Source organism: Phaeobacter sp. G2, from assembly GCA_025163595.1.
GTDB lineage: Bacteria > Pseudomonadota > Alphaproteobacteria > Rhodobacterales > Rhodobacteraceae > Pseudophaeobacter.
The window spans coordinates 2,543,085-2,568,972 of record CP104100.1 but is presented as its reverse complement, the minus strand read 5'-3'; the positions used below and the strand labels follow the sequence as shown (position 1 = coordinate 2,568,972).

At 56.5% G+C, this 25,888-nt stretch carries 25 protein-coding genes; 6 read left to right on the top strand and 19 right to left on the bottom strand.

Annotated elements, in window-relative coordinates; genetic code table 11:
* The first annotated feature begins 606 nt into the window (after positions 1 to 606).
* Entirely contained in the window at positions 607 to 2,364 is a 1,758-nt protein-coding gene (gene sulP / locus N1037_12245) for a sulfate permease (protein UWS78058.1), read from the top strand.
* 13 nt (positions 2,365 to 2,377) lie between these two features.
* On the opposite strand, the gene N1037_12240 is transcribed toward sulP, so the two are convergent.
* Positions 2,378 to 2,743, bottom strand: a complete 366-nt coding sequence (locus tag N1037_12240; protein UWS78057.1) for a VOC family protein — start codon at positions 2,741 to 2,743, stop codon at positions 2,378 to 2,380.
* Between the two features lie 347 nt (positions 2,744 to 3,090).
* Between N1037_12240 and N1037_12235 the strand changes: the two genes are divergently transcribed.
* On the top strand, positions 3,091 to 3,858 hold the full coding sequence (locus N1037_12235; protein ID UWS78056.1) for an SDR family oxidoreductase: 768 nt from the start codon (positions 3,091 to 3,093) through the stop codon (positions 3,856 to 3,858).
* A gap of 22 nt (positions 3,859 to 3,880) precedes the next feature.
* Here the strand turns inward: N1037_12235 and N1037_12230 are convergent, their stop codons facing one another.
* The 10 genes from N1037_12230 to N1037_12185 form a co-directional block, all read right to left on the bottom strand.
* Positions 3,881 to 4,747, bottom strand: coding sequence for an acyl-CoA thioesterase II (locus N1037_12230; protein ID UWS78055.1), 867 nt, complete (start codon positions 4,745 to 4,747; stop codon positions 3,881 to 3,883).
* 13 nt (positions 4,748 to 4,760) lie between these two features.
* Positions 4,761 to 6,722, bottom strand: a complete 1,962-nt coding sequence (locus tag N1037_12225) for an acetoacetate--CoA ligase (GenBank protein ID UWS78054.1) — start codon at positions 6,720 to 6,722, stop codon at positions 4,761 to 4,763.
* Positions 6,719 to 7,930, bottom strand: a complete 1,212-nt coding sequence (locus N1037_12220) for a beta-lactamase family protein (GenBank protein ID UWS78053.1) — start codon at positions 7,928 to 7,930, stop codon at positions 6,719 to 6,721. The genes N1037_12225 and N1037_12220 overlap by 4 nt, the downstream gene beginning before the upstream one ends.
* 32 nt (positions 7,931 to 7,962) lie before the next feature.
* Positions 7,963 to 8,727: an enoyl-CoA hydratase/isomerase family protein gene (locus N1037_12215; protein ID UWS78052.1), complete on the bottom strand. Its 765-nt coding sequence runs from the start codon at positions 8,725 to 8,727 to the stop codon at positions 7,963 to 7,965.
* Between the two features lie 209 nt (positions 8,728 to 8,936).
* Positions 8,937 to 9,965: a phosphotransferase family protein gene (locus N1037_12210; GenBank protein UWS78051.1), complete on the bottom strand. Its 1,029-nt coding sequence runs from the start codon at positions 9,963 to 9,965 to the stop codon at positions 8,937 to 8,939.
* A 12-nt stretch (positions 9,966 to 9,977) separates the two neighbouring features.
* Positions 9,978 to 10,628 (bottom strand): histidine phosphatase family protein, encoded by a 651-nt coding sequence (locus N1037_12205; protein ID UWS78050.1) that lies wholly within the window; start codon positions 10,626 to 10,628, stop codon positions 9,978 to 9,980.
* A gap of 2 nt (positions 10,629 to 10,630) precedes the next feature.
* Complete coding sequence (locus N1037_12200; protein ID UWS78049.1) at positions 10,631 to 11,626, bottom strand: nitronate monooxygenase family protein; 996 nt, start codon at positions 11,624 to 11,626, stop codon at positions 10,631 to 10,633.
* A gap of 45 nt (positions 11,627 to 11,671) precedes the next feature.
* The gene (locus N1037_12195) at positions 11,672 to 12,493 is read right to left on the bottom strand and encodes an SDR family NAD(P)-dependent oxidoreductase (protein UWS81357.1); all 822 of its coding nucleotides are present in this window, start codon (positions 12,491 to 12,493) and stop codon (positions 11,672 to 11,674) included.
* Positions 12,494 to 12,499: 6 nt separating this feature from the next.
* Positions 12,500 to 13,615, bottom strand: coding sequence for an acyl-CoA dehydrogenase family protein (locus N1037_12190; GenBank protein ID UWS78048.1), 1,116 nt, complete (start codon positions 13,613 to 13,615; stop codon positions 12,500 to 12,502).
* 5 nt (positions 13,616 to 13,620) lie between these two features.
* Positions 13,621 to 14,790 carry an acyl-CoA dehydrogenase family protein gene (locus N1037_12185; protein ID UWS78047.1) on the bottom strand — a complete coding sequence of 390 codons (1,170 nt, stop codon included), beginning with the start codon at positions 14,788 to 14,790 and terminating at the stop codon, positions 13,621 to 13,623.
* Positions 14,791 to 14,958: 168 nt separating this feature from the next.
* Between N1037_12185 and N1037_12180 the strand changes: the two genes are divergently transcribed.
* The 3 genes from N1037_12180 to N1037_12170 all read left to right on the top strand — a co-directional run bounded on the left by N1037_12180 (position 14,959) and on the right by N1037_12170 (position 17,326).
* Positions 14,959 to 15,954, top strand: a complete 996-nt coding sequence (locus N1037_12180; protein ID UWS78046.1) for an NADPH:quinone oxidoreductase family protein — start codon at positions 14,959 to 14,961, stop codon at positions 15,952 to 15,954.
* A gap of 164 nt (positions 15,955 to 16,118) precedes the next feature.
* Positions 16,119 to 16,571 carry a type II 3-dehydroquinate dehydratase gene (aroQ, locus tag N1037_12175; protein UWS78045.1) on the top strand — a complete coding sequence of 151 codons (453 nt, stop codon included), beginning with the start codon at positions 16,119 to 16,121 and terminating at the stop codon, positions 16,569 to 16,571.
* Positions 16,571 to 17,326: a LuxR family transcriptional regulator gene (locus N1037_12170; GenBank protein UWS78044.1), complete on the top strand. Its 756-nt coding sequence runs from the start codon at positions 16,571 to 16,573 to the stop codon at positions 17,324 to 17,326. Before aroQ ends, N1037_12170 begins: the two co-directional genes overlap by 1 nt.
* Before the next feature lie 513 nt (positions 17,327 to 17,839).
* Here the strand turns inward: N1037_12170 and tsf are convergent.
* The 5 genes from tsf to N1037_12145 all read right to left on the bottom strand — a co-directional run bounded on the left by tsf (position 17,840) and on the right by N1037_12145 (position 21,602).
* Complete coding sequence (tsf, locus tag N1037_12165) at positions 17,840 to 18,715, bottom strand: translation elongation factor Ts (GenBank protein ID UWS78043.1); 876 nt, start codon at positions 18,713 to 18,715, stop codon at positions 17,840 to 17,842.
* Positions 18,716 to 18,805: 90 nt separating this feature from the next.
* Positions 18,806 to 19,561, bottom strand: coding sequence for a 30S ribosomal protein S2 (rpsB, locus tag N1037_12160; GenBank protein UWS78042.1), 756 nt, complete (start codon positions 19,559 to 19,561; stop codon positions 18,806 to 18,808).
* 157 nt (positions 19,562 to 19,718) lie between these two features.
* Positions 19,719 to 20,546: a 1-acyl-sn-glycerol-3-phosphate acyltransferase gene (locus N1037_12155; GenBank protein ID UWS78041.1), complete on the bottom strand. Its 828-nt coding sequence runs from the start codon at positions 20,544 to 20,546 to the stop codon at positions 19,719 to 19,721.
* Positions 20,547 to 20,550: 4 nt separating this feature from the next.
* Complete coding sequence (locus N1037_12150; protein ID UWS78040.1) at positions 20,551 to 21,312, bottom strand: GNAT family N-acetyltransferase; 762 nt, start codon at positions 21,310 to 21,312, stop codon at positions 20,551 to 20,553.
* 107 nt (positions 21,313 to 21,419) lie between these two features.
* Positions 21,420 to 21,602: a DUF3553 domain-containing protein gene (locus N1037_12145; GenBank protein UWS78039.1), complete on the bottom strand. Its 183-nt coding sequence runs from the start codon at positions 21,600 to 21,602 to the stop codon at positions 21,420 to 21,422.
* Positions 21,603 to 21,629: 27 nt separating this feature from the next.
* Between N1037_12145 and N1037_12140 the strand changes: the two genes are divergently transcribed.
* A complete protein-coding gene (locus N1037_12140; protein UWS78038.1) occupies positions 21,630 to 22,226 on the top strand; it encodes a histidine phosphotransferase family protein in 597 nt (198 codons plus the stop codon).
* Between the two features lie 117 nt (positions 22,227 to 22,343).
* On the opposite strand, the gene N1037_12135 is transcribed toward N1037_12140, so the two are convergent.
* The 3 genes from N1037_12135 to obgE all read right to left on the bottom strand — a co-directional run bounded on the left by N1037_12135 (position 22,344) and on the right by obgE (position 25,837).
* A complete protein-coding gene (locus N1037_12135) occupies positions 22,344 to 23,609 on the bottom strand; it encodes a glutamate-5-semialdehyde dehydrogenase (GenBank protein UWS78037.1) in 1,266 nt (421 codons plus the stop codon).
* A gap of 99 nt (positions 23,610 to 23,708) precedes the next feature.
* Positions 23,709 to 24,815, bottom strand: coding sequence for a glutamate 5-kinase (gene proB, locus N1037_12130; GenBank protein ID UWS78036.1), 1,107 nt, complete (start codon positions 24,813 to 24,815; stop codon positions 23,709 to 23,711).
* The gene (gene obgE / locus N1037_12125) at positions 24,803 to 25,837 is read right to left on the bottom strand and encodes a GTPase ObgE (GenBank protein ID UWS78035.1); all 1,035 of its coding nucleotides are present in this window, start codon (positions 25,835 to 25,837) and stop codon (positions 24,803 to 24,805) included. Before obgE ends, proB begins: the two co-directional genes overlap by 13 nt.
* Positions 25,838 to 25,888: the final 51 nt, after the last annotated feature.

Sequence of the window (25,888 nt, the reverse complement as noted above, 5' to 3'; positions counted from 1 at the left end):
CAAAGCTGCAAGGGATGGGCGGGGAGGTTTGTCCTCTCCGGGACGTGGTTAGGATCCAAAACCCTTAACAAGTAGCTTTGCCACCTAAGGCCCAGCCTGCGGTGGAGTTTTGCTGATCTTATCTTGAAAACAAAGGGCTTGAGAGCAGCAGGCCTGGGATGTGCTGTGTCGCAGTCCGGTCCATTTGGTTACCATCGCCAATGCCGACCTCGGGATTATACAAAACCAGAGTGGCGCGGCACGCCTGTTGCAGGTATTTTTGCAGAGGGCGCTTAGCGGCGCCATAGGGCAGGGTGATCTTGCAGCGATGCAATGGGGAAAGCCGCTCCGCAAGAAAGCCAGCGCCGACCTCGGGCAAGCTTTGCAAAAATAAATCTATAAGTTTGCACAGATGCAGCCACAAAAACGCAAGGCTGACAGGCCTAACCCGCCGGAGACCTAAACATTATCGCATCTTTACAATAAGTTAACATATTTCGTCGGGCCTGTGAAGGCTTTTCTTTCGCTTTGGTCGGCGCCAGGGGTTTACTCTCACCTATTTACATATAAATAAATGAATGTGTAAACATTCCCGGCCCAGAGGGCGTTAAACGGATGAGAGCGGCAATGACAAAAACAGCCTCGGGCACCCCGCAGTGGAAAAGGCTTTTCCCGATCCTAACCTGGGGCGCTGCTTACAATAGACAAGATCTGGGTGGCGATGTCACTGCAGCGGTGATTGTCACCATAATGCTGATCCCCCAATCCCTGGCCTATGCCCTGCTTGCGGGACTTCCCGCAGAGGTTGGGCTATACGCCTCGATCCTGCCCTTGGTCGCCTATGCCATCTTTGGCACCTCACAGGTATTGGCGGTGGGGCCGGTCGCGGTGGTTTCCTTGATGTCTGCCTCGGCCCTGTCATCGCTGGGGCTGGAAAGTGTCGCCGATTATGTTGCTGCCTCAGCTGTGTTGGCGCTGATGTCGGGGGTTTTGCTGGTTGCCATGGGGGCGCTGAAACTGGGCGTGGTTGCAAACCTGCTCTCACATCCTGTTATCGCAGGGTTTATTACCGCCTCAGGCCTGTTGATCGCGGTGAGCCAGGCCAAGCACATACTGGGTATCAAAGCCTCGGGGCATAACTTGATAGAGATCCTTGGGTCGCTGGGGCAGGGGCTGGGACAGGTCAATTTTGTGACGCTTATCTTAGGTCTTGGTGTCCTGGCCTTTTTGTTCTGGCTCCGCCTTGGGCTTTCGGATCTATTGCAGGGCAAATTTGGCCTGTCCAAGCTGGCAGCGGGTACTATTGTGCGCGTTGGCCCGGTTTTTGCTGTCTTTGGTACCATTGCCTTGTCCTGGGGGTTGGATCTGCCAGCCCTCGGGGTCTCGGTTGTTGGGACGGTGCCAACTGGCTTGCCGCCCTTAGGGCTGCCGACACTGGACAGTTCGGTATTAACCACCCTGATTGGCCCTGCGGTGTTGATCACCATCATCGGCTATGTGGAAAGCGTCTCTGTCGCCCAGACACTGGCCGCCAAGCGCCGCCAAAAGATTGATCCCAATCAGGAGCTGACAGCCCTGGGGGCCGCAAATATTGCCTCCGCTCTGTCGGGGGGGTATGCGGTCACCGGTGGCTTTGCCAGATCGGTGGTGAACTTTGACGCCGGTGCACGTACCCCAGCGGCTGGCGCCCTGACCGCAATTGGTTTGACTTTGGCCGCTATCTATTTGACGCCATATCTTTATTTCCTGCCAACCGCGACATTGGCAGCCACTATTATCGTGGCCGTTCTGTCGCTGGTCGATCTCTCCATCCTAAAAACCGCCTGGAGCTATTCGCGTGCAGATTTTGCCGCCGTCTTTGTGACCGTTGTATTGACACTGCTGGTTGGAGTCGAAACCGGTGTTGGTGCCGGGGTTGCGACCTCGATTGCGCTGTTCCTGTGGAAAACCTCGCGCCCCCATGTGGCTGAGGTCGGGCAGGTGCCAGGGAGCCAGCATTTTAGAAACATTGACCGCCATCAGGTGCTGACCGACCCGACGTTGGTCACGCTCAGGATTGACGAGAGCCTGTATTTTGCCAATGCCCGGCGCATGGAAGAGCTGATCCTGGATCGTGTCCATCGCGGGGCAGGCCAGTTGCGCCACGTTGTCTTGATGTGTTCGGCTGTCAATGAAATCGACCTCAGCGCCCTGGAATCCCTTGAGGCCATCAACCACCAGCTTGCTGATCTTGGGGTGCAGCTGCATCTGTCAGAGGTCAAAGGACCGGTGATGGATCGTTTGAAACGGAGCCATTTTCTGGATGACCTCAGCGGCGAAGTTTTTCTATCGCAGAACTGTGCCTATGAAAAACTGACAAAGGATCAGAAGCCAGACCCGTCTTAGGGGCACAGCGAACCTATAGCGGCATAAAAGCTCTGCTTGAAACTTGAACGGTGTTGCCCGACGGATCCTTTGTATTGGCAAAGCTATATCCGTCAGCCTGGAAAATAGTACCAAACGTCAAACCGTTACCGCGCGCAGCTTCGCAAAAAGCCGGGACGTCTTTGACATCAAACACCAGCTTTACAAGAACCTGACCCTCCTTTTGCTTGGCGGATGCAGGGTGCAAGAGTATCGGAATACCGTTGTCTTTTGGCTTTAGTTCTAAAATCCGATCGCCCTCGATATGGGAGAGCGTATAACCAAAATGTTTGGAATAAAACGCAACCATTTGCTCGATCTTATGAGTGTAAATAATGATGCGCCCAAGTGCTGCTGTCATTGCTACTGCCTTTGCATCGTTTGGGTTGAAACCGATGTATCAGAGAATGCCTGACCGTGTCAGGTTTGCCTGCGCAAAGCAAACAGGCCGGCTATCTCAGGTTTGGCGCTATTGTTGCGCGCGCTTTGAATGTAGTTTGGTGACGACCAAGTGGTTTCACACCGCTAGTTAAGCATCTTATTTTTGGCCTGGCATTGGTTGGGGACGCGCGCTCGCAACTTTCACACCAAACCCCCATAATCGGTATTATGTTGATTATAGATGTTCCGTTCCGTCACACCGGATTGGCAGACCCCGAAAACCACAGTAGCCTTTAATCCAACAAAACCAAGGACAAGGCGACAGAGATGGATATCAAGGGTAGTTGCATAGTTGTAACCGGCGCTGGACATGGCATTGGCAAAGGGCTGGCAGAAAAATTTGCCGATCTTGGCGCGGCCCATGTGATCTGCGCTGATATTGATCTGGAAGCTGCAAAAGCGACCGCAGACCATATTGGAGGTGTCGCGCTGCATCTTGACGCTGGTAGCGAAGACAGCATCAAGGGGCTGATTGATACCGTTGAAGACAGCATCGCACCGATAGATTTGTTCTGTTCCAATGCCGGGATACTGACCAAGGGTGGATTTGAAGTTCCCAATGATGAATGGCAAAAGATTTGGGATATCAATGTGATGTCCCACGTTTGGGCCTCGCGTCATTTGGTGCCGCTGATGTTGAAACGTGGTGGTGGATACATGCTCAACACCGCCTCGGCGGCAGGCCTGTTGAACCAGATTGGCGCGGCGCCCTATGGGGTGACCAAACATGCGGCAGTTGGGTTTGCTGAGTGGCTGGCCATCACCTACGGGGATCAAGGCATTGGTGTCTCGGTTCTTTGCCCACAGGCCGTGCGATCTGAAATGACCCGTGGATTGGAGGAAAGTGTCGCCAGTCTCGACGGTTTGCTAGAGCCGGATATGGTTGCAGACTGTTGTGTAAAAGCGATTGAGAACAATGAGTTCCTGGTTCTTCCGCATCCACAGGTGAAGGACTACATGCAGGCCAAGACTTCCAACTATGGGCGTTGGATTACTGGCATGCAAAGGCTGCGGGACCGCTTTGGTGGCATGTAATGTGAGATAGGATGATGGGGCTTTATCGTTCTTTGATTGGCCGCATTAGTCCTTCCTGCGCGACACTGGCGACCAATTGGCCGTCCTGAGTATAGATCGAGCCGCGATTGAAGCCGCGGCCGCCGCCGCCAAAAGGCGAATCCATTGTATAGAGGTGCCAGTTTTCAAACTGCACCGGAGCATGGAACCACATGGCATGGTCCAGACTGGCTGTCATCGCTTCTGGCTTGTGCCAGGTGAGCCCATGGGGCCGCAGCGCGGAACCAAGCAACCCAAAGTCGGAGGCATAGGCCATCAGAACATGTTGCAACTGCGGCCCTGCCCCTTTGGCCGCCTCCATTCTTATCCACATATGATTGATATCACTGGTGATTTCTGGATTTAGCGGATCACGCGGCTCAATATCGCGGATTTCAAAGGGACGCTCTTTGATGAATTCCTCATATTGATCCTCTGCGATGCGATGGGCATGCTGGCGATGCAATTCATCGCGGGACAACAGCCCGTCTGGCGCTGGCACATCGGGCATTTCATGCTGATGTTCCCAGCCTGACTCCACCAAATGGAACGAGGCTGCCAGGTTCAGGATCTGGCGACCATTCTGGATCGCGGTGACCCGACGGGTGGTAAAACTGCCGCCATCACGGGCTGGATCTACCTCGTAGATCACCGGTTTGCTAGGGTCGCCGGGCCGGATGAAATAGGCATGCAGCGAATGGCACAACCGTTCGGGAACACTGGCATAGGCGGCAGCCAAGGCCTGGGCAATGACCTGGCCACCGTAGATCCGCATGGGCGTCTCTCCACCCGAGCCAACCCCGCGATAAAGATTGGTATCGAGCTCTTCCAGATCAAGAAGATTGAGAAGAACACTCCCAGCGTCAGTCATTTAGCAGATCTTTCTAAGATGTATTTCGGTCGTTCGCATAGGCAATGAATACATCAAAACTGTCAGGGTTCACCATCGAGTCCCGGTTCACAACCTTTGCAGGGTTGCCCCCCAGTAGCAGCTTTTTCACCGGAACTTCCAGCTTTTTGCCTGATAGCGTGCGGGGAATCTCCGGCACTTCAATAATTTCGTCAGGCACAAAGCGAGCGGATACAAACTGACGGATGGAAGATTTAATCTTATCCTTCAGTGTATTATCCAGGCTTCCGGGCTGTGTCAGCACCACAAAGAGCGGCATAAAGCTTTCTTTGCCAAGGAATTCCAGATCAACAACCAAACTGTCCTGTATCTCCGCCAGCACCTCCACCGCCTGATAGATTTCGGATGACCCCAACCGCAGTCCGCGACGGTTGATCGTGGCATCGGAACGTCCGTAGATGACCGAGCCACCATCGGGGGTGAAGGATATCCAGTCCCCATGCCGCCAGATGCCTGGATAGGTGTCAAAATAGCTTTCAAACAGGCGTGATCCGTCCTCATCTCCCCAGAAAAACAAAGGCATAGAGGGCAAAGGTTCGGTGCAGACCAATTCTCCGACCTCTCCGGTCAGCTCGGCGCCAAAAGGATCAAAGGCACGCACCGCATTGCCAAGCACACGGGCCTGCATTTCACCGGCCCGAACGGGCAGCATCACGTTGCCGGCGACGAATGCGCCGCCAAAGTCAGTGCCGCCAGAAATGGGCGCCAGCCAGATATCTGGGCTCACCGCGCGATAGACCCAGTCATACCCATCCGAGGTCATCGGCGACCCGGTTGCCCCAAGTGAAACCAGAGCGGAAAGATCCAACGTGGCGTCGGGGGTGATCCCGGACTTGGCGCAGGCAGTGAAAAAGGCGGCGCCAGCACCAAAATACGTCATCTTCTCATCTGCCACCCGCCGCCAGATATCCAACATATCCGGATAGTTAGGGGCGCGATCATAAAGCATCACAGTGGCACCCTGCCCCATAGCCCCAAATTGCGAATTCCACATGATCCAACCAGATGAGGTCAGCCAGCAAAAGCGGCTGCTGGGGCTCAGATCAAGGTGAAGCGATTGTTTGGTGCCTTCCAGCAGAATGCCGCCGTGGCCGTGCACAATCGGCTTGGGGTTGCCGGTAGTGCCAGAGGAATAGACGATCCACAGGGGGTGGTCAAAATCGACCTGCGCAAACGTCAGCTCTGCCGGGCGATGCAACAGGCCTTCCCAGGCGACAGAGCCTGTGGGGAGAGGTTGGTCATTTGCGGCGACATAGATATGGCTCTGCAGGTCCGGCAAGTCCGCGACAACCTTTGCCATCTCGTCCTTGCGGCTGATCTCTTTGCCGCCATGCATATAGCTGTCCTGATAAATCAATACCTTGGGTTTGATCTGTCGGAACCTGTCGAGGATGGCAACATGGCCCATATCTGGCGCACAGAGAGACCAGATGGCACCCAGGCTGGTTGCTGCAAGGCAGGCAATAATGGCGCTTTCGGTGTTGGGAAGGATGGCGGCGACCCGGTCCCCCTGCCCGACCCCCATGTCACGCAGATGTGCAGCCAGGCTTGCGACCTGCGCGCGCAGCTCCCCCTGGCTAAGTTCTGTGCGGCCAAAGGTTTCAGAGTGGATGATAAGAGCCTGATGGTTCTCCGCAACACCTCTGGCAGCAAGGATATTTTCGGCCCAGTTTAGCTTTGCTCCCGGGAACCACTTGGCACCCGGCATTTTGCGCTCTTCCAGCACAGTGCTGGCCGGTTCAGAGAACTTGAGCTCAAAATAGTCACAAATGCTTTGCCAGAACGCCTCCAAGTCGGTGGTGCTCCAGGTCCACAGCGCGTTGTAGCTGTCAAAATCCAGGCCTTTGGTCTGCTTTAGCCAGTTTTGGTAGGCCGCCAGCTGGCTGGCCTCTGCGCGTTCGGATGTGGGGGTCCACAGGATTGGGTTTTCGTTCATGACAAAATGGCTCCGTGCACCAGGGCTTTGAGTTCAGCCCGTGCTGGGTACGAGCTGGAAGGAGAGAGCTGGGTGAAAAAGACCACCGATAGGTCCAGTTTTGGATCCACCCAAAAAAAGGTCGAGGCCATACCGCCCCAGCTGAAATCGCCAACAGATCCGGGGCAGCGCGCCCGGGCTGGATCCAGTACCACAGCCCCCCCCAGGCCAAAGCCCATGCCCTCCATTGGCTGTTCGGCAAAGCTTTGTGGTCCCATAGAGGCAATGTCACCTGGAAGGTGGTTTTGCATCATAAAATCAACGGTTTTTGGCGAGAGGATAAAGCCATCCTTGCCGCGCCCACGCTGGCGCATCATCTCGGCAAACAGCATATAGTCGTCAAGGGTTCCCACCAGACCACCGCCACCTGACATCATATCGGCGGTCTCAAAGGGGGAGCCGCCGTAAAGATCGGTCAGGCGTAGGGACTCGCCGCCAGTTTGTGCGGAATTGAGCGCCATGGCGTCCCCGGACAGCGGAGTATAGAGCGATGCAAAGCGGTTGCCCGCCTGCCGTGGAACCCGAAACCCAGTTTCTGTCATCCCCAGAGGTTGGAAGATCTCTGTTTCAAAGAACTCTGCAAGTGTCTGACCAGAAACAATTTCGACCACTCGTCCCAGGACATCAATACCGACGGAATACTCCCAGCGGCTGCCCGGCTGGAACGCCAGTGGATAGCTGGCCAGGTGGGAAACCATCTTGCCCAAATCGCCCTGGTTGGGTTTGAACATCAGCTGTTCACGGTCCATGGCCTGGGACAGGATGCCGGGGTTGAACGGGTAGCTTAACCCGCCGGTATGGGTCAGCAGTTCGTGCAGGGTTGGCGACCGAGAGGGCTCGGTTTGCTCGATCGAACTGGCACCGGGTACCAGCGCCTGCATCTGAGAGAATTCTGGAATGAAATCGGACACCGGCGCATCAAGGTGAAACAACCCCTTTTCGGCCAGCATCATCAGCGCCACAGAGGTCACAGGTTTGGTCATGGAATAGATCCGCACCAGCGTATCGCGGGTGAAGTCCAGGTTCTCTTCCAGGTTCCGGCGGCCTGCCGCATGAAAATACTGCTCAACACCACCCCGATTGATCAGAAGGGAGCTGCCCGCATATTTTCGTTCATCCACATAGCGTTGCTGCCATTGCTTTAAGTTCTCTAGCCGGGTTTTATCCATTCCCTGCACCCCCCATATTCGCCTCTATGTCGCTATCTCTGATCTATCATGCGTTGCATGGCCGCGACGGTCTGGTTGTTGAACCAGCCGCCGTCAGGGGCGTTGCCGCCTGCCGCCAATGCTGTCTTGATCTTTTTGATTGTCTCGCCTCTGAGCTGCTGCTTGATCGAGGCATAGGCCATCGAAGGAAGCTCAGCCAGCTTGCGCGCCTCTGACAGGGAGTAGCCTGCCAGATCTTCAAGGTCGTCTGCGATAATGTCGATAAAGCCAAAGTTACGCGCTGCGATGGGGCCAATGGGTTGGCCGGTCAGCATCATGCGCCGCTGGGTATCGGCGTCCAGGGTTGCTTTGGCGATCTCCAATGGGCCAACCGGGAAATCCGCCCCAACGCGAACCTCGGCGAGGCCAAAGGACGATTTGTTCAGGGCAACCCGACGATCACTAGCAAGCACAAAGAACAACCCACCCGCAATAGCCGCCCCACCGACAGAGGCCACGACCGGTTTGGGGCAGGCATAGAGCGCCAGAAAGCCTTCGTTGAGGCCACGCACAATTGCCTGTTGCTGCTCTAGATCAAAATGCTGCGCTTCCTTCAGGTCAAGCCCGGCAGAAAACACCTTGAAAGGACTGCTTAAAATGATGCACCGCACGGCGTCATCCGTGCCCAGTCGGGTGATCAGTTCAGCAAATTCCATCAGGAACGCAGCACTCAGCGCATTGACCGGGCCACGGCCCAACTGCAGCTCAACTATCCCATCTCCAAGATCACGTGTGGTGAGGGTATCACTTCCTGTCATCCGGGCTCTCCTTTGCTCAGAGTTCGCCTTCTGTTGCCGAAGGCTTTGATTGACATATTGCGCAGTCCTGATGCCCCCGGTCGAGGGTAAAGAGCTACGTATAACCACGCAGTACCGCATGGTCAGGCCTGTCTAGCCAAGAGAGGTAAACAAATGCGGGCAGATGTTGCCCGCATTTTTTCAAATGATACATGCGATAGATCAAAAGGTTATTTATTCAGCGCTTCCAAACCGCTACGGGCAAACAGTGACACAAACCCACCCAGCTTGACGGCGCGTTCGGGGTTTGAGGCATTGCCATCAAGCGCGCGTTTCAGAACGCCCTGCAAAATCCCGCCCATGCGGAAAAAGCTGAAAGACAGATAGAAGCCAAAGTTGTCAATTCCGGCTAATCCCCGCCGCTTGCAATAGCTTTCGATAAAGGCCTGATCCGAAGGCAGACCAAGCGCGGCGCGATCAATACCCGCCAGGCCACGGCCTTCGCTTCCCGGCGGCATTTGCCACTGCATGATAACCCCGGCAAGATCCGCATAGGGGTGGCCAATGGTTGACAGCTCCCAGTCCAACACGGCCTGACAGGTTGGTCCGTCGCTGGCAAAGATCATATTGTCGATCCGGTAGTCTCCGTGCACAAGACCCCGTTGTCCGTCCTCTTTTGGCATCGCTTTTTCAAGGGCTTGTATCAGCTCGTTCATCTCTGGGATGACCTCGGTTTCCGAGGCGCGATACTGTTTGGTCCAGCGCGCCAGCTGGCGCTCAAAATAGTTGCCGGGAGGGCCATAGTCCGCCAAGCCGACCGCATCAATATCCACCTGATGCAGCGAGGCCAGAACCCGGCTCATCTCATCTACCACCGCAGCGCGGGATTGCGGGTCCGAGTCCGGCATACGCGGATCGGTGAGGTTGCGCCCGGCCACGTGATCCATCACATAAAAGGCTGAGCCAATGACATCGTCGTCTTCGCACAGCAGATGCATCTTGGCCACCGGCACGTCGGTGTCCGCCAGAGCTTTTTGAACCCGGAATTCACGATCAACCGCATGGGCCGATTTCAGCAAAACACCCGGAGGTTTGCGCCGCAGCACATAGTTTCCTTCGGTGGTTTTCAACATGAAGGTGGGGTTCGATTGCCCGGTTTGAAACTTCACTACCTCAAAATCGCTGTCAAATCCCGGCAGGCGGCCGCGAAGATAGGCGCCAACGGCCTCGTGATCCAGGGTCTGGGTCTTTGTGCTCATCTTCTGTTCCTGTCAACTATAGGTCATAAGAGCCGCACGCTCCACGTTATGAAAATGCGGCACAGAATTGAATTCGTGGAGAAAAAACTTCTCCTTTGAGAACACGAACCGGCTGGTGGATGTGTTCTTGATCTGAAGGTTCAGCGCGATCATCTGATCGTTGGGCAGGGAAAGGCTGTCCGCAACCAGCCGGGCGATGGCTCCGCCCGAACTTACCACCAATACCCGTTCCACCCTATCAGAAACCGCCGCCTGGCGGGCCCGTTCAACCCGGTCGCAAAAGCTGAGCCAGCTTTCACCCGCCGAGGCAATGCCGCCCTGCTGCCACTCTGTCAGCGTTTCCCTGAGGGCACGAAAATGCGTCTTGCGATCTGTGATGACATCATCCGGGGCCACACCGCCATAGCGGCTGTTGAGCAGGTCGTGAAAATCATATTCATTCCAGCCCGCATGCTCTTCTGCAGCTCCGTCAAACCCCATTTCCTCCAGGGTTTGCTTTTGACGCATCAAGCTTCCGGTGATCATCCGATCCGGGACCCAGTCAAGGGCACGTAAGGTATCCCCCAGGGCGCGCGACTGTTGCCGCCCCAGGTCGCTTAGATCATCATAGTTCTCGGCCCCAAACGAGGCCTGTCCATGGCGAACAATCAGAAGTTCGGCCATGGTCAGCTCTTGAACTCGCTAGCCAGTTTTTTACCAGCGGCGTGGTATTCGCTGGCAATGCGATCTACCAATTCCCCCGCAGAGCAGATCGATTTTACATCGCCAATGCCTTGGCCAGAACCCCAGATCTCTTTCCAAGCCTTTGGTTTGGAAGAGCCGCTGCCAAAGTTCATGGAAGAGGAATCTGCCTGGGGCAGGTTTTCGGGGTCCAGACCGGCCTGAGAAACAGACTTCTTCAGATAGTTCCCCCAAACACCTGTAAAGAGTGAGGAATATACAATGTCCTCTGCGCCGCTTTCGACGATCATTTGTTTGTAATCCTGTTGGGCGTTTGCCTCATGGGTGGCGATGAAGGGCGAGCCGGCATAGCCAAAATCGGCGCCCAAAGCGCGCGCCGCCAACAGGGCTTCGCCGCTGGCGATTGCGCCGGACAGCGCCAGCGGGCCATCAAACCAGCTGCGGATTTCACGGATCAAGGCAAAAGGCGACTGTTCGCCTGCATGGCCGCCAGCGCCGGCAGCCACGGCAATCAGCCCGTCAGCGCCCTTGTCGATGGCCTTTTTGGCAAAGGTATTGTTGATCACATCATGCAACACCACGCCACCACAGGAATGTGCCGCATCATTCACTTCAGGACGCGCGCCCAGCGAGGTGATCCAGATCGGCACCTTCCAGCGGTTGCAGATTTCCAGGTCGCGTTCCAGTCGCGCGTTCGAGCGGTGAACGATCTGATTGACCGCAAAGGGCGCGGCGGGCTGATCAGGGTTTTCCTGATTGTGGCGATCCAGCTCTTCGGTGATCTGCTTGAGCCAAGCCTCCAGCAGGATCGGATCCCCCTCGCCTTCGCGGGCATTTAGCGCTGGAAAGGCGCCGACGATGCCCGCCTTACACTGGGCAATCACCAGTTCAGGCACCGAAATGATAAACAAAGGCGAGCCGATCAGCGGCAGGCGCAGGTTTTGCAGCGCCTTGGGGAGGCGTTGATTGGGTGAAGACATCTTTTCTTCCTTATTTCAGAATATTACGGGTCAACTTTGACCTTTCTATTCCATTACGCTGCCAAAAATATTCTGACCGGACATGACATTGATACCACCTGAAATCGGCACCACCGCCCCTGTGACATAGGCGCCGCCCTTGCCGCTGAGAAACAACACAGAGCCCGCGATATCCTCGTAGCAGCCAACCCGGCCAAGGGGGACATCGTTGCCGACTTTTTCCCGCTTTTCCTCGTCGCCGGTGGCAAAGGCCGTCATTCTGGAAACAAAGGGCCCAGGGGCCAGCGCATTTACCGTGACATGCTTATGGGCCAGTTCCTTGGCAAGAATTTTGGACATATGAATGACCGCCGCCTTGGAGGCGGAATAGCTATAGGCGCCATCCCCCATAGGGATTTCCCCCATGACCGAGCCTACATTGATCACCCGCGCCGGATCTCCCAGCTCACCGCTTTTGATCAACATTGGCAGCAAGCGACGGGTCAGATCAAAAACGCCAGTCACATTGACATTCATAACCTTTTCCCAAGCCTGATGGGGGAAGTCCTTGAGCTCTGCCCCCCAGGTGATACCAGAGTTATTCATCAAAATATCAAGCTGTTCGGTGCGGGATTTAACCTCATCCACCAGGGCGATGATGCCCTCTTCGGTGCCGACATCGCCGGCAAAACCTTCGGCCGAGCCCGGTGCATCCAATGCGTTCAGTTCTTGCGCCACGGCTTCGCAGGCATGGCCTTTACGCGAGGCGATCAAGACCCGGGCGCCAGCCCGGACCATGGCTTCAGCCGCCATCCGGCCAATGCCGGTTGCGCCGCCGGTGATCAGTGCGGTTTTGCCGTTGAGTGTAAACAGATCCTGCATCTCAATCTCTCCTTAGAAGCCACGCAATTGGGCAACCAGCCCGGCGTGATAGCCATAGTCCCCCAGCCATTCGGCTGCGACCCGGGCGCGTTTCATATAAAAACCCATGTCGAATTCATCGGTCATGCCAATGCCACCATGCATCTGCACCCCTTCTTGAACCGATTTCTGGGCCGTATCCGTTGCCCGCGCCTTGGCGACCGAGACCGCAAGTGTCGCCTGATCTGGAGTTTCGTCCAGAATACGGCCGGCATTCAACACCGCAGAATGTGTGAGCTCGATTTCGCACCACAGATGCGCCGCCCGATGTTGCAACGCCTGGAAACTGCCGATGGTAATGCCAAATTGTTTGCGCTCTTTCAGGTAATCGGTGGTCAGGGAAAATGCCGCCTCTGCCAGTCCGGTGGTTTCAGCCGCCAATGCGGCCTGTCCGGCCTCAAGCGCGGGTTTCAACACATCAAACCCTGCACCGGGGTCGCCCAACAGGGCCTCGCCTGAGACTTCGACATCGTCAAATATCAAGTCCGCAGCATCACGACTGTCGATCATTTTCAGCGCATTTTGGGTCAGACCCTGGGCCTTGTTGGCCAGATCAAACAGGCACAGGCCCGCGTCGCTTTTGGCCAAAACCAGAATGCGGTCCGCGTCACAACCATCTACGACAAATCGCTTTTTACCGTTTAACACATAGCCGTTGCCACGGCTTTGCGCAGTTAGCTCAACCTGGTCTGGCGAAAATTTTGCCGTCTCATCCAACGCCAGCGCATAGGTCAGTCCGCCGACGGCGATCTGTTTCAGTTTGCTGGTGGCGCTGTCATCGCTGAATTGGCGCAGCAAGGTTGCAGCCATGACGGCGGTGCTGAGAAAGGGGCTGACAGTCAGGTTGCGGCCCATTTCGCGGGCCAGCACATGGGCTGCTGCGTGGCCCATATCGGAGCCTTCAGCGGCCTCGGGCACCAATACACCGGCCCAGCCGGCTGCAGCCATTTCCTGCCAAAGCGCCGGATCAGAATGCTCGCCACTGTCGCGCATTTCCCGCAGACGCGACACTGGGGCGGATTTGGAGAGGAACCCATGGGCCGCCTCTGACAAGAGGGTTTCTTCCTCTGTTTGAATGAGTTTTGCCATGTTTCTTATCCTGGAAGGTTCAAAATGCGACGGCTGATAATCGAGAGCATCACTTCAGAGGTGCCCCCCTCGATCGAGTTGGCCTTGGTCCGCAGCCAAGACGATGCTGGCGTGTCTCCCCAGGTCAATGCATCAGCCCCATCGGTAGCCATGATCAGTTCAAGCCGGGTCTTGTTCAGTTCGGTTCCCATGTATTTCAGCATGGCAGAGGCATCGCCAACGCCCTGGCCGCCTTCGGCCTGATCCTTGTACCGCTCCAGGGTCATCGCCATCGCCAGGCTATCCACCTCGGCCCGCATCGCATCGCCACGCAGCACAGGATCGCTCTGGCCGGTTTCGCTCTCGGTTAAAACCGCCCCCAGGGCACGGCCAGATCCCATGGCATTGCCGCCATTGCTGATCATCTCGCGTTCATGGGTCAGCAGGTATTTCGCCACATCCCAGCCCCGATCAATGGTGCCAACAACTTGGGTCTTTGGCACCTCGACATTTTCAAAAAAGGTCTCACAAAACGGCGACGCGCCGGAAATCAGCTGGATCGGACGCGTGGTAATTCCAGGGCTGCGCATATCCATAAGGACAAAGGAAATGCCGAGATGTTTCTTGGCGTCACGGTTTGTTCTGAGCAGAGCAAAGATCCAATCGGCGCGATCCGCATAAGAGGTCCAGATCTTTTGCCCATTGACCAGCCAGGTCTCGCCCTGATCCGCGGCATGGGTCTGTACCCCGGCCAGATCAGAGCCGGCGCCGGGCTCGGAATAGCCCTGACACCAGCGAATTTCGCCGCGGGCAATGGGCGGCAGGTAATGCAGTTTCTGCTCTTCTGTACCGAACTTCAAAAGCGCCGGCCCAAGCATCCAAATGCCAAAGCTATCCAGCGGCGAACGCGCGCCGATGGCCTGCATCTCCTGCTTCAGGATTTTGTCTTCATCCCGGCTAAGCCCTGCACCGCCGTAGGCTTTGGGCCATGTGGGCACGGTAAAACCACGTGCAGCGCAGCGATCCAGCCAGATCTTTTGTTCATCGCAGGTAAAGACCCAAGTGGTCCCCCCCCAACAGATCGAACTCTCGCCAGCCGCACCATCGCGCATTTCTGGCGGGCAATTTGTCTCCAACCATTCCCGGACCTCGCGCCGAAACTCGGCGTGATCGCGTCCCGCGTTAACTTCACCCATGATGTGTCTTCTCCTCAGTCCCGCGCTCCAGAGCCTCCCATGGCCTATGGCGGTTTCACAATGTAGAATTACATTTCGCTATGCCATTGACAACGCGGCTGAGGGACAGAAGACTTTACGTAATTTTAGGAAACATAAGGCGGCCACCGGGCTGCCGGAAGGAAAAATATGAAATCTATGCTCAGCACCACCCCGGGTGGACCTCAAACACTTGTCTGGACCGAACAGCCGGATTTGAGCCCTGGCAAGGGTGAACTGCTGGTTGATATTCGCGCTGCTGGCGTCAACTTCCCTGACACGCTGATCATTCGTGATCTCTATCAGATGAAGCCGCCGCGCCCCTTTGCCCCGGGTGGCGAGATTGCCGGGGTGGTGGCTACCCTTGGTGAGGGGGTCAGCGGATACGAAATCGGCGACCGTGTGCTGGCCTTGACCGGCCATGGAGGTTTTGCCACGCAGATCTGTGTGGCGGCAAAGCAGGCCGTGAAGTTCCCGGACGCGATGCCTTTTCAGGATGCTGCGGGTTTTGTCTTTACCTATGGCACCTCCTATCACGCACTTAAGGACCGGGCGCAGCTTAAAGCCGGGGAAACCCTGCTGATTTTGGGTGCCGCCGGCGGCGTTGGTGCTGCGGCAATTGAGCTGGGGAAATCCATGGGCGCAAAGGTGATTGCGGCGGTGTCATCCGACGAAAAAGCAGCCTTTTGCAAGAAGATCGGCGCCGATGAAACCCTGGTCTACAGTCGCGAGATGAGTCGCGATGAGCAGAAAGAGTTTTCGAATAATATCAAAGAGCTGTCCGGCAAAGCTGGCGTTGATGTTGTTTATGATGCGGTGGGCGGTAACTATGCAGAACCAGCGCTTCGGACGATGGCATGGCTGGGGCGCTACCTGGTTGTTGGTTTTCCTGCCGGCATCCCGGAACTTCCGCTGAACCTGCCGCTGCTGAAAGGCTGCGATATTCGTGGCGTATTCTGGGGCGCATCGGTCTTTCGTGATCCCAAGGGCCATGAAGAAAACATGACCGAGCTGCAGGAGCTCTATGGCGCAGGCAAGATTAAGCCACAGATTTGCGATGTCTTGCCTATGACAAAGGCCGCAGATGCGTTGGAGATGATGCAGGACAGGCGTGTTATGGGCAAGGTGGTTTTGACCAACAGCTAGACCAAACAAAGGTGCAAAGATTCAGGTTGGCGGCCAATTGGGTACGCCAACCTTTTTTTCGTGCGATATTAGCAACATACTGCGTGTAAAACCGCGTTCAATTGTTTCGCTTTGACTGTGCAAAGCTGCCGTTTCACCTTAATCTCGGACACAGGGGATATGTAATGCATAGCTTATTGATACTGAACGGTCCTAATCTCAACCTGCTTGGAACGCGGCAACCCGAGGTCTATGGGGCTGAAACCCTCGAAATGCTGGAAAGCAGCTGCATTCAATATGCACAAAAATCGGGGGTTCAGGCGCAGTGTTTGCAATCTAACCACGAAGGCGTTCTGCTGGACGCCATACATGATGCCCGTGGTAAACATGCTGGCATTGTTCTTAATGCTGGCGCCTATACCCACACCTCTGTGGCCCTGATGGATGCCATTTACTCGGTTGAGATCCCTACGGTTGAGGTTCATCTGTCCAATATCCATGCCCGCGAGGCCTTTCGCCACCAGTCCTATATTGCCCGGGCGGCAATCGGACAGATATGTGGTTTTGGCCCTCATGGCTATTTAATGGCGATTGATGCTCTGATTCAAAAACTGTCTCAATCAAGCGATATAAGCTAATGACAATGTTGGAATATCTTCACTTTGTTTCCGGCGCAAAAAGCATCGAAGAGCTGTGGCATGCTCATTTATCGAAAATGGCAGAATATGGATTCCACCGTCTTATCTACGGCTATACCCGGTTCAAAACCGAAACTTCGCTGGGTGATCCCGACGATTTTGTAATTCTGACCAACCATGATCAGAAATACATTTCTGGTTTCCTGGATCAGGGCCTCTACCGCCAGGCTCCGATGGTGCTCTGGGCGCTCAAGAACGAAGGCGCCCGCAGTTGGGAAATGATCCGCAAAATGCTCGACGACGGCCAGTTGGGCCCCGCGTCCAAACAGGTGATCGAATTCAACGAACGCATGCAGCTGACGGCCGGATATACCATCAGTTTTTTCTCTGCTTCCAAACGCTACAAAGGGGCAATTTCCCTGGCTGGTAAACCCGGAATTTGCCAGAGCGATCTTGACGAAATGTGGCGTGAGCATGGTGAAGATGTCATTCTGATGAACAATGTGGTTCATCTCAAGATCCTGACCCTGCCCTATGACTCGCCGAATCGCAGCCTGACCAGTCGCCAGCGCGAAGCCCTGGAATGGGTCGGAGACGGAAAAACCACCCAGGATATTGCTCTGCTTATGGGGCTGACCCCGGCGACCGTAGAAAAACACCTTCGCCTGGCGCGGGCGTCGCTATCGGTGGAAACCAGTGCCCAGGCCGTGCTAAAGGCGGCGCTGCAAAACCAGATGTATGTGCTTGAAAACTGAAACAGTTTTACTGTCATAGGTCGATCGACAAAAACTACACATGATTTACATCTTTTAGATGTGCCTTCCCTAGGGGGAGCTGCCGTCATTCGGGTATGGAAAACACTACTACACGAAAAGTTAAATATCGGGCACTATAGCACCGTTCCGTGAGTGGTGGCTTTGGCCTAGGAACTTTGGGAAATGACCCTTGCAATACCAAGGCTCTCAGACCTGTTCGGTTTCTGGCGCGTATTTTTCCGCGCCAGTTCCGTGTTAAAGAGAGGCCCCATCCATCCCCATCAATGGGGCCTCTCCACCTGCTCCTCTTCCTTCGCGAGTTCGATGATACCCCAAGCATTAGAGCTTGCGCCTGGCGCCGGTGTGTTGCTGATATTGGGCTGGTTTTGCGGTTGCGGCAAATCTAGCCAGTCTAACTAGGGCGTATTTTGCCCGGCCTGCTGTCATTTCGACAAACAAAAAGGGGCTGACGGAAAACCGCCAGCCCCTGATCTTGGATATTTGGGAGGACGTTTAGCCCTGCGCCGCTTTTGCAACTTCAGCTGCGAAGTCTTCTTTTTCGACTTCGATGCCTTCGCCAACTTCCAGACGTACAAAACCGGTGATGGTGGCGCCGGCTTCTTTGGCCGCTGCTTCAACGGTGAGGTCTGGGTTCACAACAAACGGCTGGTTGAGCAGAGTGGACTCACCAACAAATTTCTTCATGCGACCAACGATCATCTTCTCGATGACAGCCTCAGGCTTGCCGGATTCGCGAGCGATATCCATCTGAACCTGCTTTTCTTTTTCAACAACCGAAGCGTCCAGGTCCGCTTCTGACAGAGCTGCAGGGTTCACAGCTGCAATATGCATCGCTACCTGCTTGCCAAAGGCTTCGTCGCCGCCGGTCATTGCAACCAACACGCCGATTTTGCCCATGCCAGCAGTCACGGCATTGTGGACGTAAGAGATGACAGTGTCACCTTCGGCAACAGACATACGACGTACGGACATGTTTTCACCAATGGTGGCGATCTTGTCAGTGATAACGGCTTCGACGGTCTTGCCACCCATGTCAGCGGCTTTCAGCGCCTCAACATCGGAAACACCCAGGGCAGCCTTGGCGATGCCGCCAACCATTTCCTGGAATTCGGCGTTCTTGCCAACAAAGTCGGTCTCGGAGTTCACTTCAACCGCAACACCTTTGCCGCCTTCAACAACAACGGCCACCAGGCCTTCTGCTGCGGTACGACCGGATTTTTTGGCCGCTTTGGCCAGACCTTTGGTGCGCAGCCAGTCAACGGCGGCTTCCATGTCGCCATTGGTTTCGGTCAGCGCTTTTTTGGCGTCCATCATGCCGGCGCCGGTGGAGTCGCGCAGTTCTTTAACGAGTGCAGCTGTGATTGCCATCTTTAGGCTCTCCTCAAATCAAAACGGAATTGGGGCAGGTGATAGCCTGCCCCGCATGTCAAAACTGTGACAGGTAGCGTCGGCGGGTGCTTATTCAGCAACTGCTTCTTCTACAGGCGCCTCTTCCAGGGCACCAAGGTCAACACCGGCGGCACCCAGCTGAGCGGACATGCCGTCCAGCGCAGCACGTGCAACCAGGTCACAGTACAGGGAGATAGCGCGCGATGCGTCATCGTTGCCTGGGATCACGAAATCAACGCCATCAGGGGAGCAGTTGGTGTCGACGATTGCCACAACTGGGATACCCAGTTTTTTGGCTTCGGCGATGGCCAGCGCTTCTTTTTTCACGTCGATGACGAACAGCAGATCAGGAACACCGCCCATTTCGGCGATACCGCCCAATGAGGCCTGAAGTTTGCCCTGGTCACGTTCCATGCCCAGACGCTCTTTCTTGGTGAGGCCTTCGGCGCCACTTTCCAGCTTTTCGTCAATTTCTTTCAGGCGTTTGATCGACTGGGAAACGGTTTTCCAGTTGGTCAAGGTGCCGCCGAGCCAGCGGTGGTTCATGTAGTACTGTGCGGATTTTTCAGCGGCTTCGGCGATGGGGCCGGTGGCCTGGCGCTTGGTGCCAACAAAAAGAACGCGGCCGCCCTTGGCAACGGTGTCGCGGACGATCTGCAGGGCCTGGTCCAGCATAGGAACAGTCTGTGTCAGGTCCATGATGTGGATGCCGTTGCGTGCACCATAGATATAGGGTGCCATACGCGGGTTCCAGCGCTGTGTCTGGTGACCAAAGTGTACGCCTGCTTCCAGCAGCTGGCGCATGGTGAACTCGGGAAGAGCCATGCTTGTATTCCTTGTTTCCGGTTTCAGTCCTCGGTGGGGGTTCAGAGCATTTGCTCCAACCGGCGGCCCATTTGGGGATTTCTCCCCCAGACAGGCCAAACCCCACCTGCGGGTTTGATGGCGCGCGTATAGGCCAGGATGACCACCTGTGCAAGGGCTATTTGCGCATCTTCGCATGTCCCTGTCGCACGATACGTTCACATTCCGCCGCCAGGGCCTTGCGATTGGCAAAATCACTGACCTTCAGCGGCGCGTGGTAGGTCAGCTCAACTCGTCCTTGGCGCCGCGAGGCCAGGGTTTTCAGCAGATGTGGCCCGAACTCCATATCGCCCCACCAGCCATAGAACCGCTCTTCTGCCTCTTTGGGCGCATGGAACACTGCAGATACCGGTTGGATGTAGCAAATGTCCCGCAGGTGTTCCCCAAAAAACGCCGCAAAAAGCGTTGTTTTAAAGGGCAAAACCCGGAGCCCATCGGTGGAGGTGCCTTCGGGGAAAAACAGCAGCTTATGCCCTGCCATAAGCCGTGCCTCAAACAGTTCGGTCTGCTCCTTTGCGCGGGCACGGTTGCGTTCGATAAAGACCGTTCCAGTGGCACGGGCCAGCCAGCCAATGCCGGGCCAGGCGGCGACCTCAGCCTTGGACACAAAATAGATGCGTTTTTTGGCGTTAAGCGCAAAAATATCCAACCAGGATGTGTGATTGGCCACCACGGCACCGCGATGTTTCATCAGGGTGCCATGGGCCGCAAAGCCGATCCCTAGGATACGAAAGGCATTGCGACAAACGAACTGCGTAATAAAGGGAGTGACAGGCCGGTGCAGTCCACAGAGCGGCCGCTCGACCAGACGAACCAAGAGCAGGATTATCAATCCGCCAAACACCAAGGTTCCCAGCACACTGGCGCGCAGTAGGATCAGCCCCCAGCCAGAGGGCGAGATCCGCAGCGGCTCCGGGGGCTCGCCTTCATTCCAGGTCGCAGACATCTTGTTAAGCCCGGGCCGTTGGAGTGCTGTAGAACCGCTTTTGTCGTTCAGTCATACGAGCGGTATCCAGGATCATAAGCACATCGGTGGTGTTAAACCCGTGGTCGACAAAGGCACCGTCTCCCACGGTGCCGCCCAGGCGCAGATAGGCCTTGATCAAGGCCGGGCACTCCACCATGGCGCGCTTGCGGTCTACTGCGCTGGCCTCCAGAAGGTCCATCGGCTGATAGCTGCGGGATTTGCACCGCAGAGGCGGTGGCGCCAGGTAGTCCCGGTTCAGCACCGACAATGGCCCGGAAAGCGCGTTCAGGTCGGTGCCGGCAAAACTGGCAGTCCCAAACAGGATTTCAATATCGTGCTCAGACACATAGGCATTGAGACCCACCCAAAGATAAAACAGGGCTTTGCCACCGCGAAACTCTGGATGTAGGCAAGACCGGCCCAGTTCCAGCAAGCGCCGCCCAGAGCGGGTCAGTGGGCTCAGATCGTATTCGGCCTCTGAATAGAACCCTCCGGCGTTGACCGCCTGGTCCGCGCGCATCAAGCGGTACACCCCGACCACCCGGTCTGTTGCGGTCTCACGAATGATCATATGATCACAAAAGGCATCAAACGTGTCTTTCTCCAGCCCTTCGCGATGATCTACCAGGGCGCCGTCAGCGCCCATTTCGCTGACAAAGACCTCATAGCGAAGCGCCTGGGCCGCGCGCAGGTCTGCGTCGGTCGTGGCCAGCGAAACGGTGAATTCAGTTTGGGTTTCAGCCATGTACCAGGGCTTTCCTAGATCAGTTTGCGGCGCTGATAGACCGCTAAGGGCGCATTAGGCAAGGTTTTCGTAAAACTCTCTGGGGTTTCTTAACTATTCATAAACCGTTAAGCCTCATTCACTAGAATCAAGGGAACACGCGTCCCGTCAAAGACCAATTTTCCCTGGTCCGGGAAATTGACAGTAATTTTGCCACCTGCATTGGATTGGACTTCTCCAGGTCCCCATTCAGGATGATCCGGGTGCGTAACGCGCATGCCGGGGGCAAGGAAGGCATTGAGGTCGATCATGTGATGGGCCCAATTCGGAGGAAAGATATGGCCGTAGATACCGCCAATTTGGCCGCTTTGATAGGGTCCAGAATTTGTCACGATTTGATCAGCCCCGTCGGCGCTATTAACAACGGATTGGAACTGCTGGCAATGTCCGGTGCTATGGCCGGACCGGAGCTTGAGCTGATTTCCGACAGTGTGTTGAATGCCAATGCGCGCATCCGGTTTTTCCGCATTGCCTTTGGCGCCGCGGGCGATCAGCAGATGGGCCGGGCAGAGATCGTCTCGGTTCTGGATGACATCAGCAAGGCTGGCCGCCTAAAGTTCCAATGGGATTACGCCGACGGGTGCAGCCGCAGCGCCGTACGTATGGCCTTTCTGGCGGCGCTGTGCCTGGAAACCGCCCTGCCCTATGGCGGTATGATCACCATGACCTGCACAGATGGGAAATGGACGGTGGTGGGCGAAGGCCGTAAGGTCGCTGTTGACGCATCACTTTGGGGCTATCTCGACGATAGCGACACCTCGGCCAGCTTGACCCCGGCGCAGGTGCAATTCGCCATGCTGCCGGCGGCGGCGACAGAGGCAGAATGTCAGCTGGGCTTTGACCATACAGACGAGAAAGTCACAGTCTGGTTTTAGAATGCCTGCTGTCAGACCCTGACAAAAGTGATCATAGCAAAAGCCCCCAATCATCTGATCGGGGCTTTTTTATTGCAGTTTCAATTAGGTAATAGGCGATCTAGATGCCCTGAAATCCTAGGCCCGCACTGTGCCGTCGCCACGCACCAGGTATTTAAAGCTGGTCAACTGGGCAGCGCCGACGGGGCCACGGGCATGCATCTTGCCGGTGGCAATGCCAATCTCCGCCCCCATGCCAAATTCACCACCATCGGCAAACTGGGTCGAGGCATTATGCATCAGGATTGCACTGTCGAGCTCAGCAAAAAACTGAGTTACGGCAGCTTCATCCTCGGTAATGATGCAATCAGTATGCTGCGAGTGATATTTGCGGATATGCGCGATCGCATCCTCGATATCCGCTACGGGCTTTGCGGCAATAACCTTATCCAGAAACTCTTTGCCCCAGTCGGCCTCCTCTGCGGGCGCCATGCTCTCGGGGCCAACCAGGCCGCCAGCCGCGTGGATCTCCACCCCGGCTGCCGCCAGTGCGGTCAGTACGTCGCGACCAATTGTGTCGACGATATCGCGATGGATCAGCAGGCATTCCGCGGCGCCACAGATCCCGGTGCGACGGGTTTTGGCGTTTAGCACCACGTCGAGCGCCTTTCTGGGGTCGGCAGATTTGTCCAGGTAGATATGCACGATGCCCTCAAGGTGGGCAAAAACCGGCACCCGCGCCTCGCGCTGAACCAATCCAACCAGGCCCTTGCCGCCACGGGGCACGATGACATCAACATATTCTGTCATGGTCAGCAGCTCTTGCACCGCTGCGCGGTCCCGGGTTGGCACCAGTTGCACAGCATCCTCGGGCAGGTTTGCGCCGCGCAGGCCTTCGGCCAGACAGGAATGAATGACCTGGCTGGAATGAAAGCTCTCCGACCCGCCGCGCAGGATCACCGCATTGCCGGATTTCAGACACAGCGCCCCGGCATCTGCCGTGACATTGGGGCGGCTTTCATAGATCACGCCAATAACGCCAAGCGGCGTTCTTACCCTTTGAATGTTGAGGCCCGAGGGCTGTTCCCACTCTGCCAGCACCTCACCCACCGGATCAGGTTGTTCTGCCACGGCACGTAGCCCGTCTACGATGGATTGGATACGGGGCTCGTCCAGCATCAGCCGATCCATCATCGCGGGCGACAGGCCCTTGGATGTGCCATAGTCCAGGTCTTTGGCGTTGGCGGTAATGATCTCGCCGCGGCGCGCCCAGACTGCCTCAGCGGCGCCAATCAGGGCAGCATGTTTGCGTTCAGCGCTGGCTGTGGCCAGGATCTGCGCTGCCCGCTTTGCACGAATGCCAAGATCCATCATCAGCGCGGGGATATTTTGTGTCTCTGTCATCGGTCTCTTCTAAGCCTTGTCTGTGAGAGGCTACTGCCGTTCTGATGCTGCAAGATTAGGGCAAGCAACAGGCCGGTTTCCAGCCCCAAAGGAGAGGGGTCAGAGCGCCATATCGTCTCGATGGATCAAAGCAGCCCGGCCGGGATAGCCCAGGGCCTGTTCGATTTCGGCAGATTGACGCCCCTGAATGGCGCGGGCTTCATCGCCAGTGTAGCGTGACAAGCCCTGCCCCAGTTTGCGTCCCTCCGGGCTCTGGATGGCCAGGGGATCCCCCCGGCCAAAGTCACCCTCCACATGACAGACCCCTGCGGGCAATAGACTGTTGCCATTTGCCAGCGCGCGCGCCGCCCCGGCATCAATGGTCACCACGCCGCGCGGCTTCATCGCCGCAATCCAACGCTTGCGGGCAACCTGCGGGTCATCCAGCGCGGTGAACCAGGTGCAAGGTGCGCCGTCTATAAGTGTTTTCAAAGGGTTCAGGGGCGATCCTTCGGTGATCACCATGGCGCAGCCTGCGGCTGTCGCCATCTTTGCCGCCAGCACCTTGGTGATCATGCCGCCCTTGGACAGGCCAGACACGCCATCGCCGGCCATGGCTTCGATCTCGGGGGTGATCGCGTCAATCGTGTCATAGCGTTTGGCGCTGGGATCCAGCGCCGGATTGGCACTGTAGAAGCCATCCACATCCGACAGCAGCACCAGCGCATCGGCCCCAACGGTCACCGCGACCTGCGCTGCCAACCGATCATTATCGCCATAGCGGATTTCATCGGTGGCGATGGTATCATTTTCGTTAACGATGGGCACCGCGCCCAGACCAATCAGCGTCTCCAGAGTGGCGCGTGCGTTCAAATAACGGCGTCGGTCGGCGCTATCCTCTAGGGTGACCAGCACCTGGGCGGTGGTTACGCCATGGGGCGCCAAGGCCTCTTCATAGGCGCGCGCCAGACGGATTTGCCCAACAGCGGCCGCTGCCTGCGATTTTTCCAGCGGCAGGTCAGCGCGCGGCAGCCCCAGAACTTCGCGCCCCAGCGCGATAGAACCTGACGACACCAGGATCACATCCTTGCCCTTGGACTTGAGCCAGGCCACATCATTGGCCAGCGAGTGCAGCCAGCCCAGGCGCAGCTTGCCCGTGGTGCGATCCACCAGCAGGGCTGAGCCGATTTTTACAACAATGCGGCGCGCGTCGATCAGGGCCGCCAAGGGTCTTGTTCCTCGACGGGTTTTTGACGAATGCGATCATCGTCGATCTCGGCGCGCACTGCGCGCAAAACCTCGTTCAACCCCTCGCGGCTGACCCCAGACATCATCAGAACCTTGTCGCCAACAGCCGCTTCCAAGGCTGCAAGTGCCTCGGCGCGCTCTTCCTCATCCAGGGCGTCGATCTTGTTCAGGGCGGTCACGCGTGGCTTTTTGGCCAGCTCACCGCCATAGGCCTCGAGTTCATCAATGATGGTCTGATAGTCGCCGGCCACATCATCCGAGGTGCCATCCACCAGATGCAGCAGAACGGCGCAGCGTTCTACGTGGCCCAAGAAGCGATCGCCAATGCCTTTGCCTTCATGTGCGCCGGCAATCAGGCCGGGGATGTCAGCCATGACAAATTCAGTGTTATCAATGCCAACCACCCCAAGGTTGGGGTGAAGCGTGGTGAAAGGATAGTCGGCAATTTTGGGCCGCGCATTGGAGCTGGAGGCCAGAAAGGTGGATTTGCCCGCATTGGGCAGCCCCAGCAGGCCAGAGTCCGCAATCAGCTTTAGCCGCAGCCAGATGGTGCGCTCAACGCCTTCCTGGCCGGGATTGGCGCGCCGTGGCGCCTGGTTGGTGGAGGATTTGAAGTGCAGGTTGCCAAAGCCACCGTTGCCGCCCTTGGCCAGCTGAACCCGCTGGCCGATCTCGGTCATATCCGCCAGCACGGTCTCCTGATCCTCGTCCAGGATCTCGGTGCCGACTGGCACCCGCAGGATGATCTCGTCGCCATCCTTGCCGGTGCGCTGCCGCCCCATGCCGGACTGGCCGTTGTTGGCAAAGAAATGCTGCTGATAACGAAAATCAATCAGCGTGTTCAGCCCATCCACGGCCTCAGCCCAGACCGAGCCGCCCTTGCCGCCATCGCCGCCATCCGGGCCACCGTATTCGATGTATTTTTCGCGGCGAAAACTTACGCAGCCGTTACCGCCGCCACCAGAGCGAATATAGACCTTTGCCAGATCAAGAAATTTCATGGCGGCTCCTTGCTGCGCGGCCCCCTTCGCGAGGTGCTGCGCCGAAATACG

What these genes read in the sequence shown, in the direction of transcription:
- sulP (UWS78058.1), top strand. Translation starts at nt 607, where the DNA reads ATGACAAAAACAGCCTCGGGCACCCCGCAGTGGAAAAGGCTTTTCCCG.
- N1037_12240 (UWS78057.1), bottom strand. Translation starts at nt 2,743, where the DNA reads ATGACAGCAGCACTTGGGCGCATCATTATTTACACTCATAAGATCGAG.
- N1037_12235 (UWS78056.1), top strand. Translation starts at nt 3,091, where the DNA reads ATGGATATCAAGGGTAGTTGCATAGTTGTAACCGGCGCTGGACATGGC.
- N1037_12230 (UWS78055.1), bottom strand. Translation starts at nt 4,747, where the DNA reads ATGACTGACGCTGGGAGTGTTCTTCTCAATCTTCTTGATCTGGAAGAG.
- N1037_12225 (UWS78054.1), bottom strand. Translation starts at nt 6,722, where the DNA reads ATGAACGAAAACCCAATCCTGTGGACCCCCACATCCGAACGCGCAGAG.
- N1037_12220 (UWS78053.1), bottom strand. Translation starts at nt 7,930, where the DNA reads ATGGATAAAACCCGGCTAGAGAACTTAAAGCAATGGCAGCAACGCTAT.
- N1037_12215 (UWS78052.1), bottom strand. Translation starts at nt 8,727, where the DNA reads ATGACAGGAAGTGATACCCTCACCACACGTGATCTTGGAGATGGGATA.
- N1037_12210 (UWS78051.1), bottom strand. Translation starts at nt 9,965, where the DNA reads ATGAGCACAAAGACCCAGACCCTGGATCACGAGGCCGTTGGCGCCTAT.
- N1037_12205 (UWS78050.1), bottom strand. Translation starts at nt 10,628, where the DNA reads ATGGCCGAACTTCTGATTGTTCGCCATGGACAGGCCTCGTTTGGGGCC.
- N1037_12200 (UWS78049.1), bottom strand. Translation starts at nt 11,626, where the DNA reads ATGTCTTCACCCAATCAACGCCTCCCCAAGGCGCTGCAAAACCTGCGC.
- N1037_12190 (UWS78048.1), bottom strand. Translation starts at nt 13,615, where the DNA reads ATGGCAAAACTCATTCAAACAGAGGAAGAAACCCTCTTGTCAGAGGCG.
- N1037_12185 (UWS78047.1), bottom strand. Translation starts at nt 14,790, where the DNA reads ATGGGTGAAGTTAACGCGGGACGCGATCACGCCGAGTTTCGGCGCGAG.
- N1037_12180 (UWS78046.1), top strand. Translation starts at nt 14,959, where the DNA reads ATGAAATCTATGCTCAGCACCACCCCGGGTGGACCTCAAACACTTGTC.
- aroQ (UWS78045.1), top strand. Translation starts at nt 16,119, where the DNA reads ATGCATAGCTTATTGATACTGAACGGTCCTAATCTCAACCTGCTTGGA.
- N1037_12170 (UWS78044.1), top strand. Translation starts at nt 16,571, where the DNA reads ATGACAATGTTGGAATATCTTCACTTTGTTTCCGGCGCAAAAAGCATC.
- tsf (UWS78043.1), bottom strand. Translation starts at nt 18,715, where the DNA reads ATGGCAATCACAGCTGCACTCGTTAAAGAACTGCGCGACTCCACCGGC.
- rpsB (UWS78042.1), bottom strand. Translation starts at nt 19,561, where the DNA reads ATGGCTCTTCCCGAGTTCACCATGCGCCAGCTGCTGGAAGCAGGCGTA.
- N1037_12155 (UWS78041.1), bottom strand. Translation starts at nt 20,546, where the DNA reads ATGTCTGCGACCTGGAATGAAGGCGAGCCCCCGGAGCCGCTGCGGATC.
- N1037_12150 (UWS78040.1), bottom strand. Translation starts at nt 21,312, where the DNA reads ATGGCTGAAACCCAAACTGAATTCACCGTTTCGCTGGCCACGACCGAC.
- N1037_12145 (UWS78039.1), bottom strand. Translation starts at nt 21,602, where the DNA reads ATGATCGACCTCAATGCCTTCCTTGCCCCCGGCATGCGCGTTACGCAC.
- N1037_12140 (UWS78038.1), top strand. Translation starts at nt 21,630, where the DNA reads ATGGCCGTAGATACCGCCAATTTGGCCGCTTTGATAGGGTCCAGAATT.
- N1037_12135 (UWS78037.1), bottom strand. Translation starts at nt 23,609, where the DNA reads ATGACAGAGACACAAAATATCCCCGCGCTGATGATGGATCTTGGCATT.
- obgE (UWS78035.1), bottom strand. Translation starts at nt 25,837, where the DNA reads ATGAAATTTCTTGATCTGGCAAAGGTCTATATTCGCTCTGGTGGCGGC.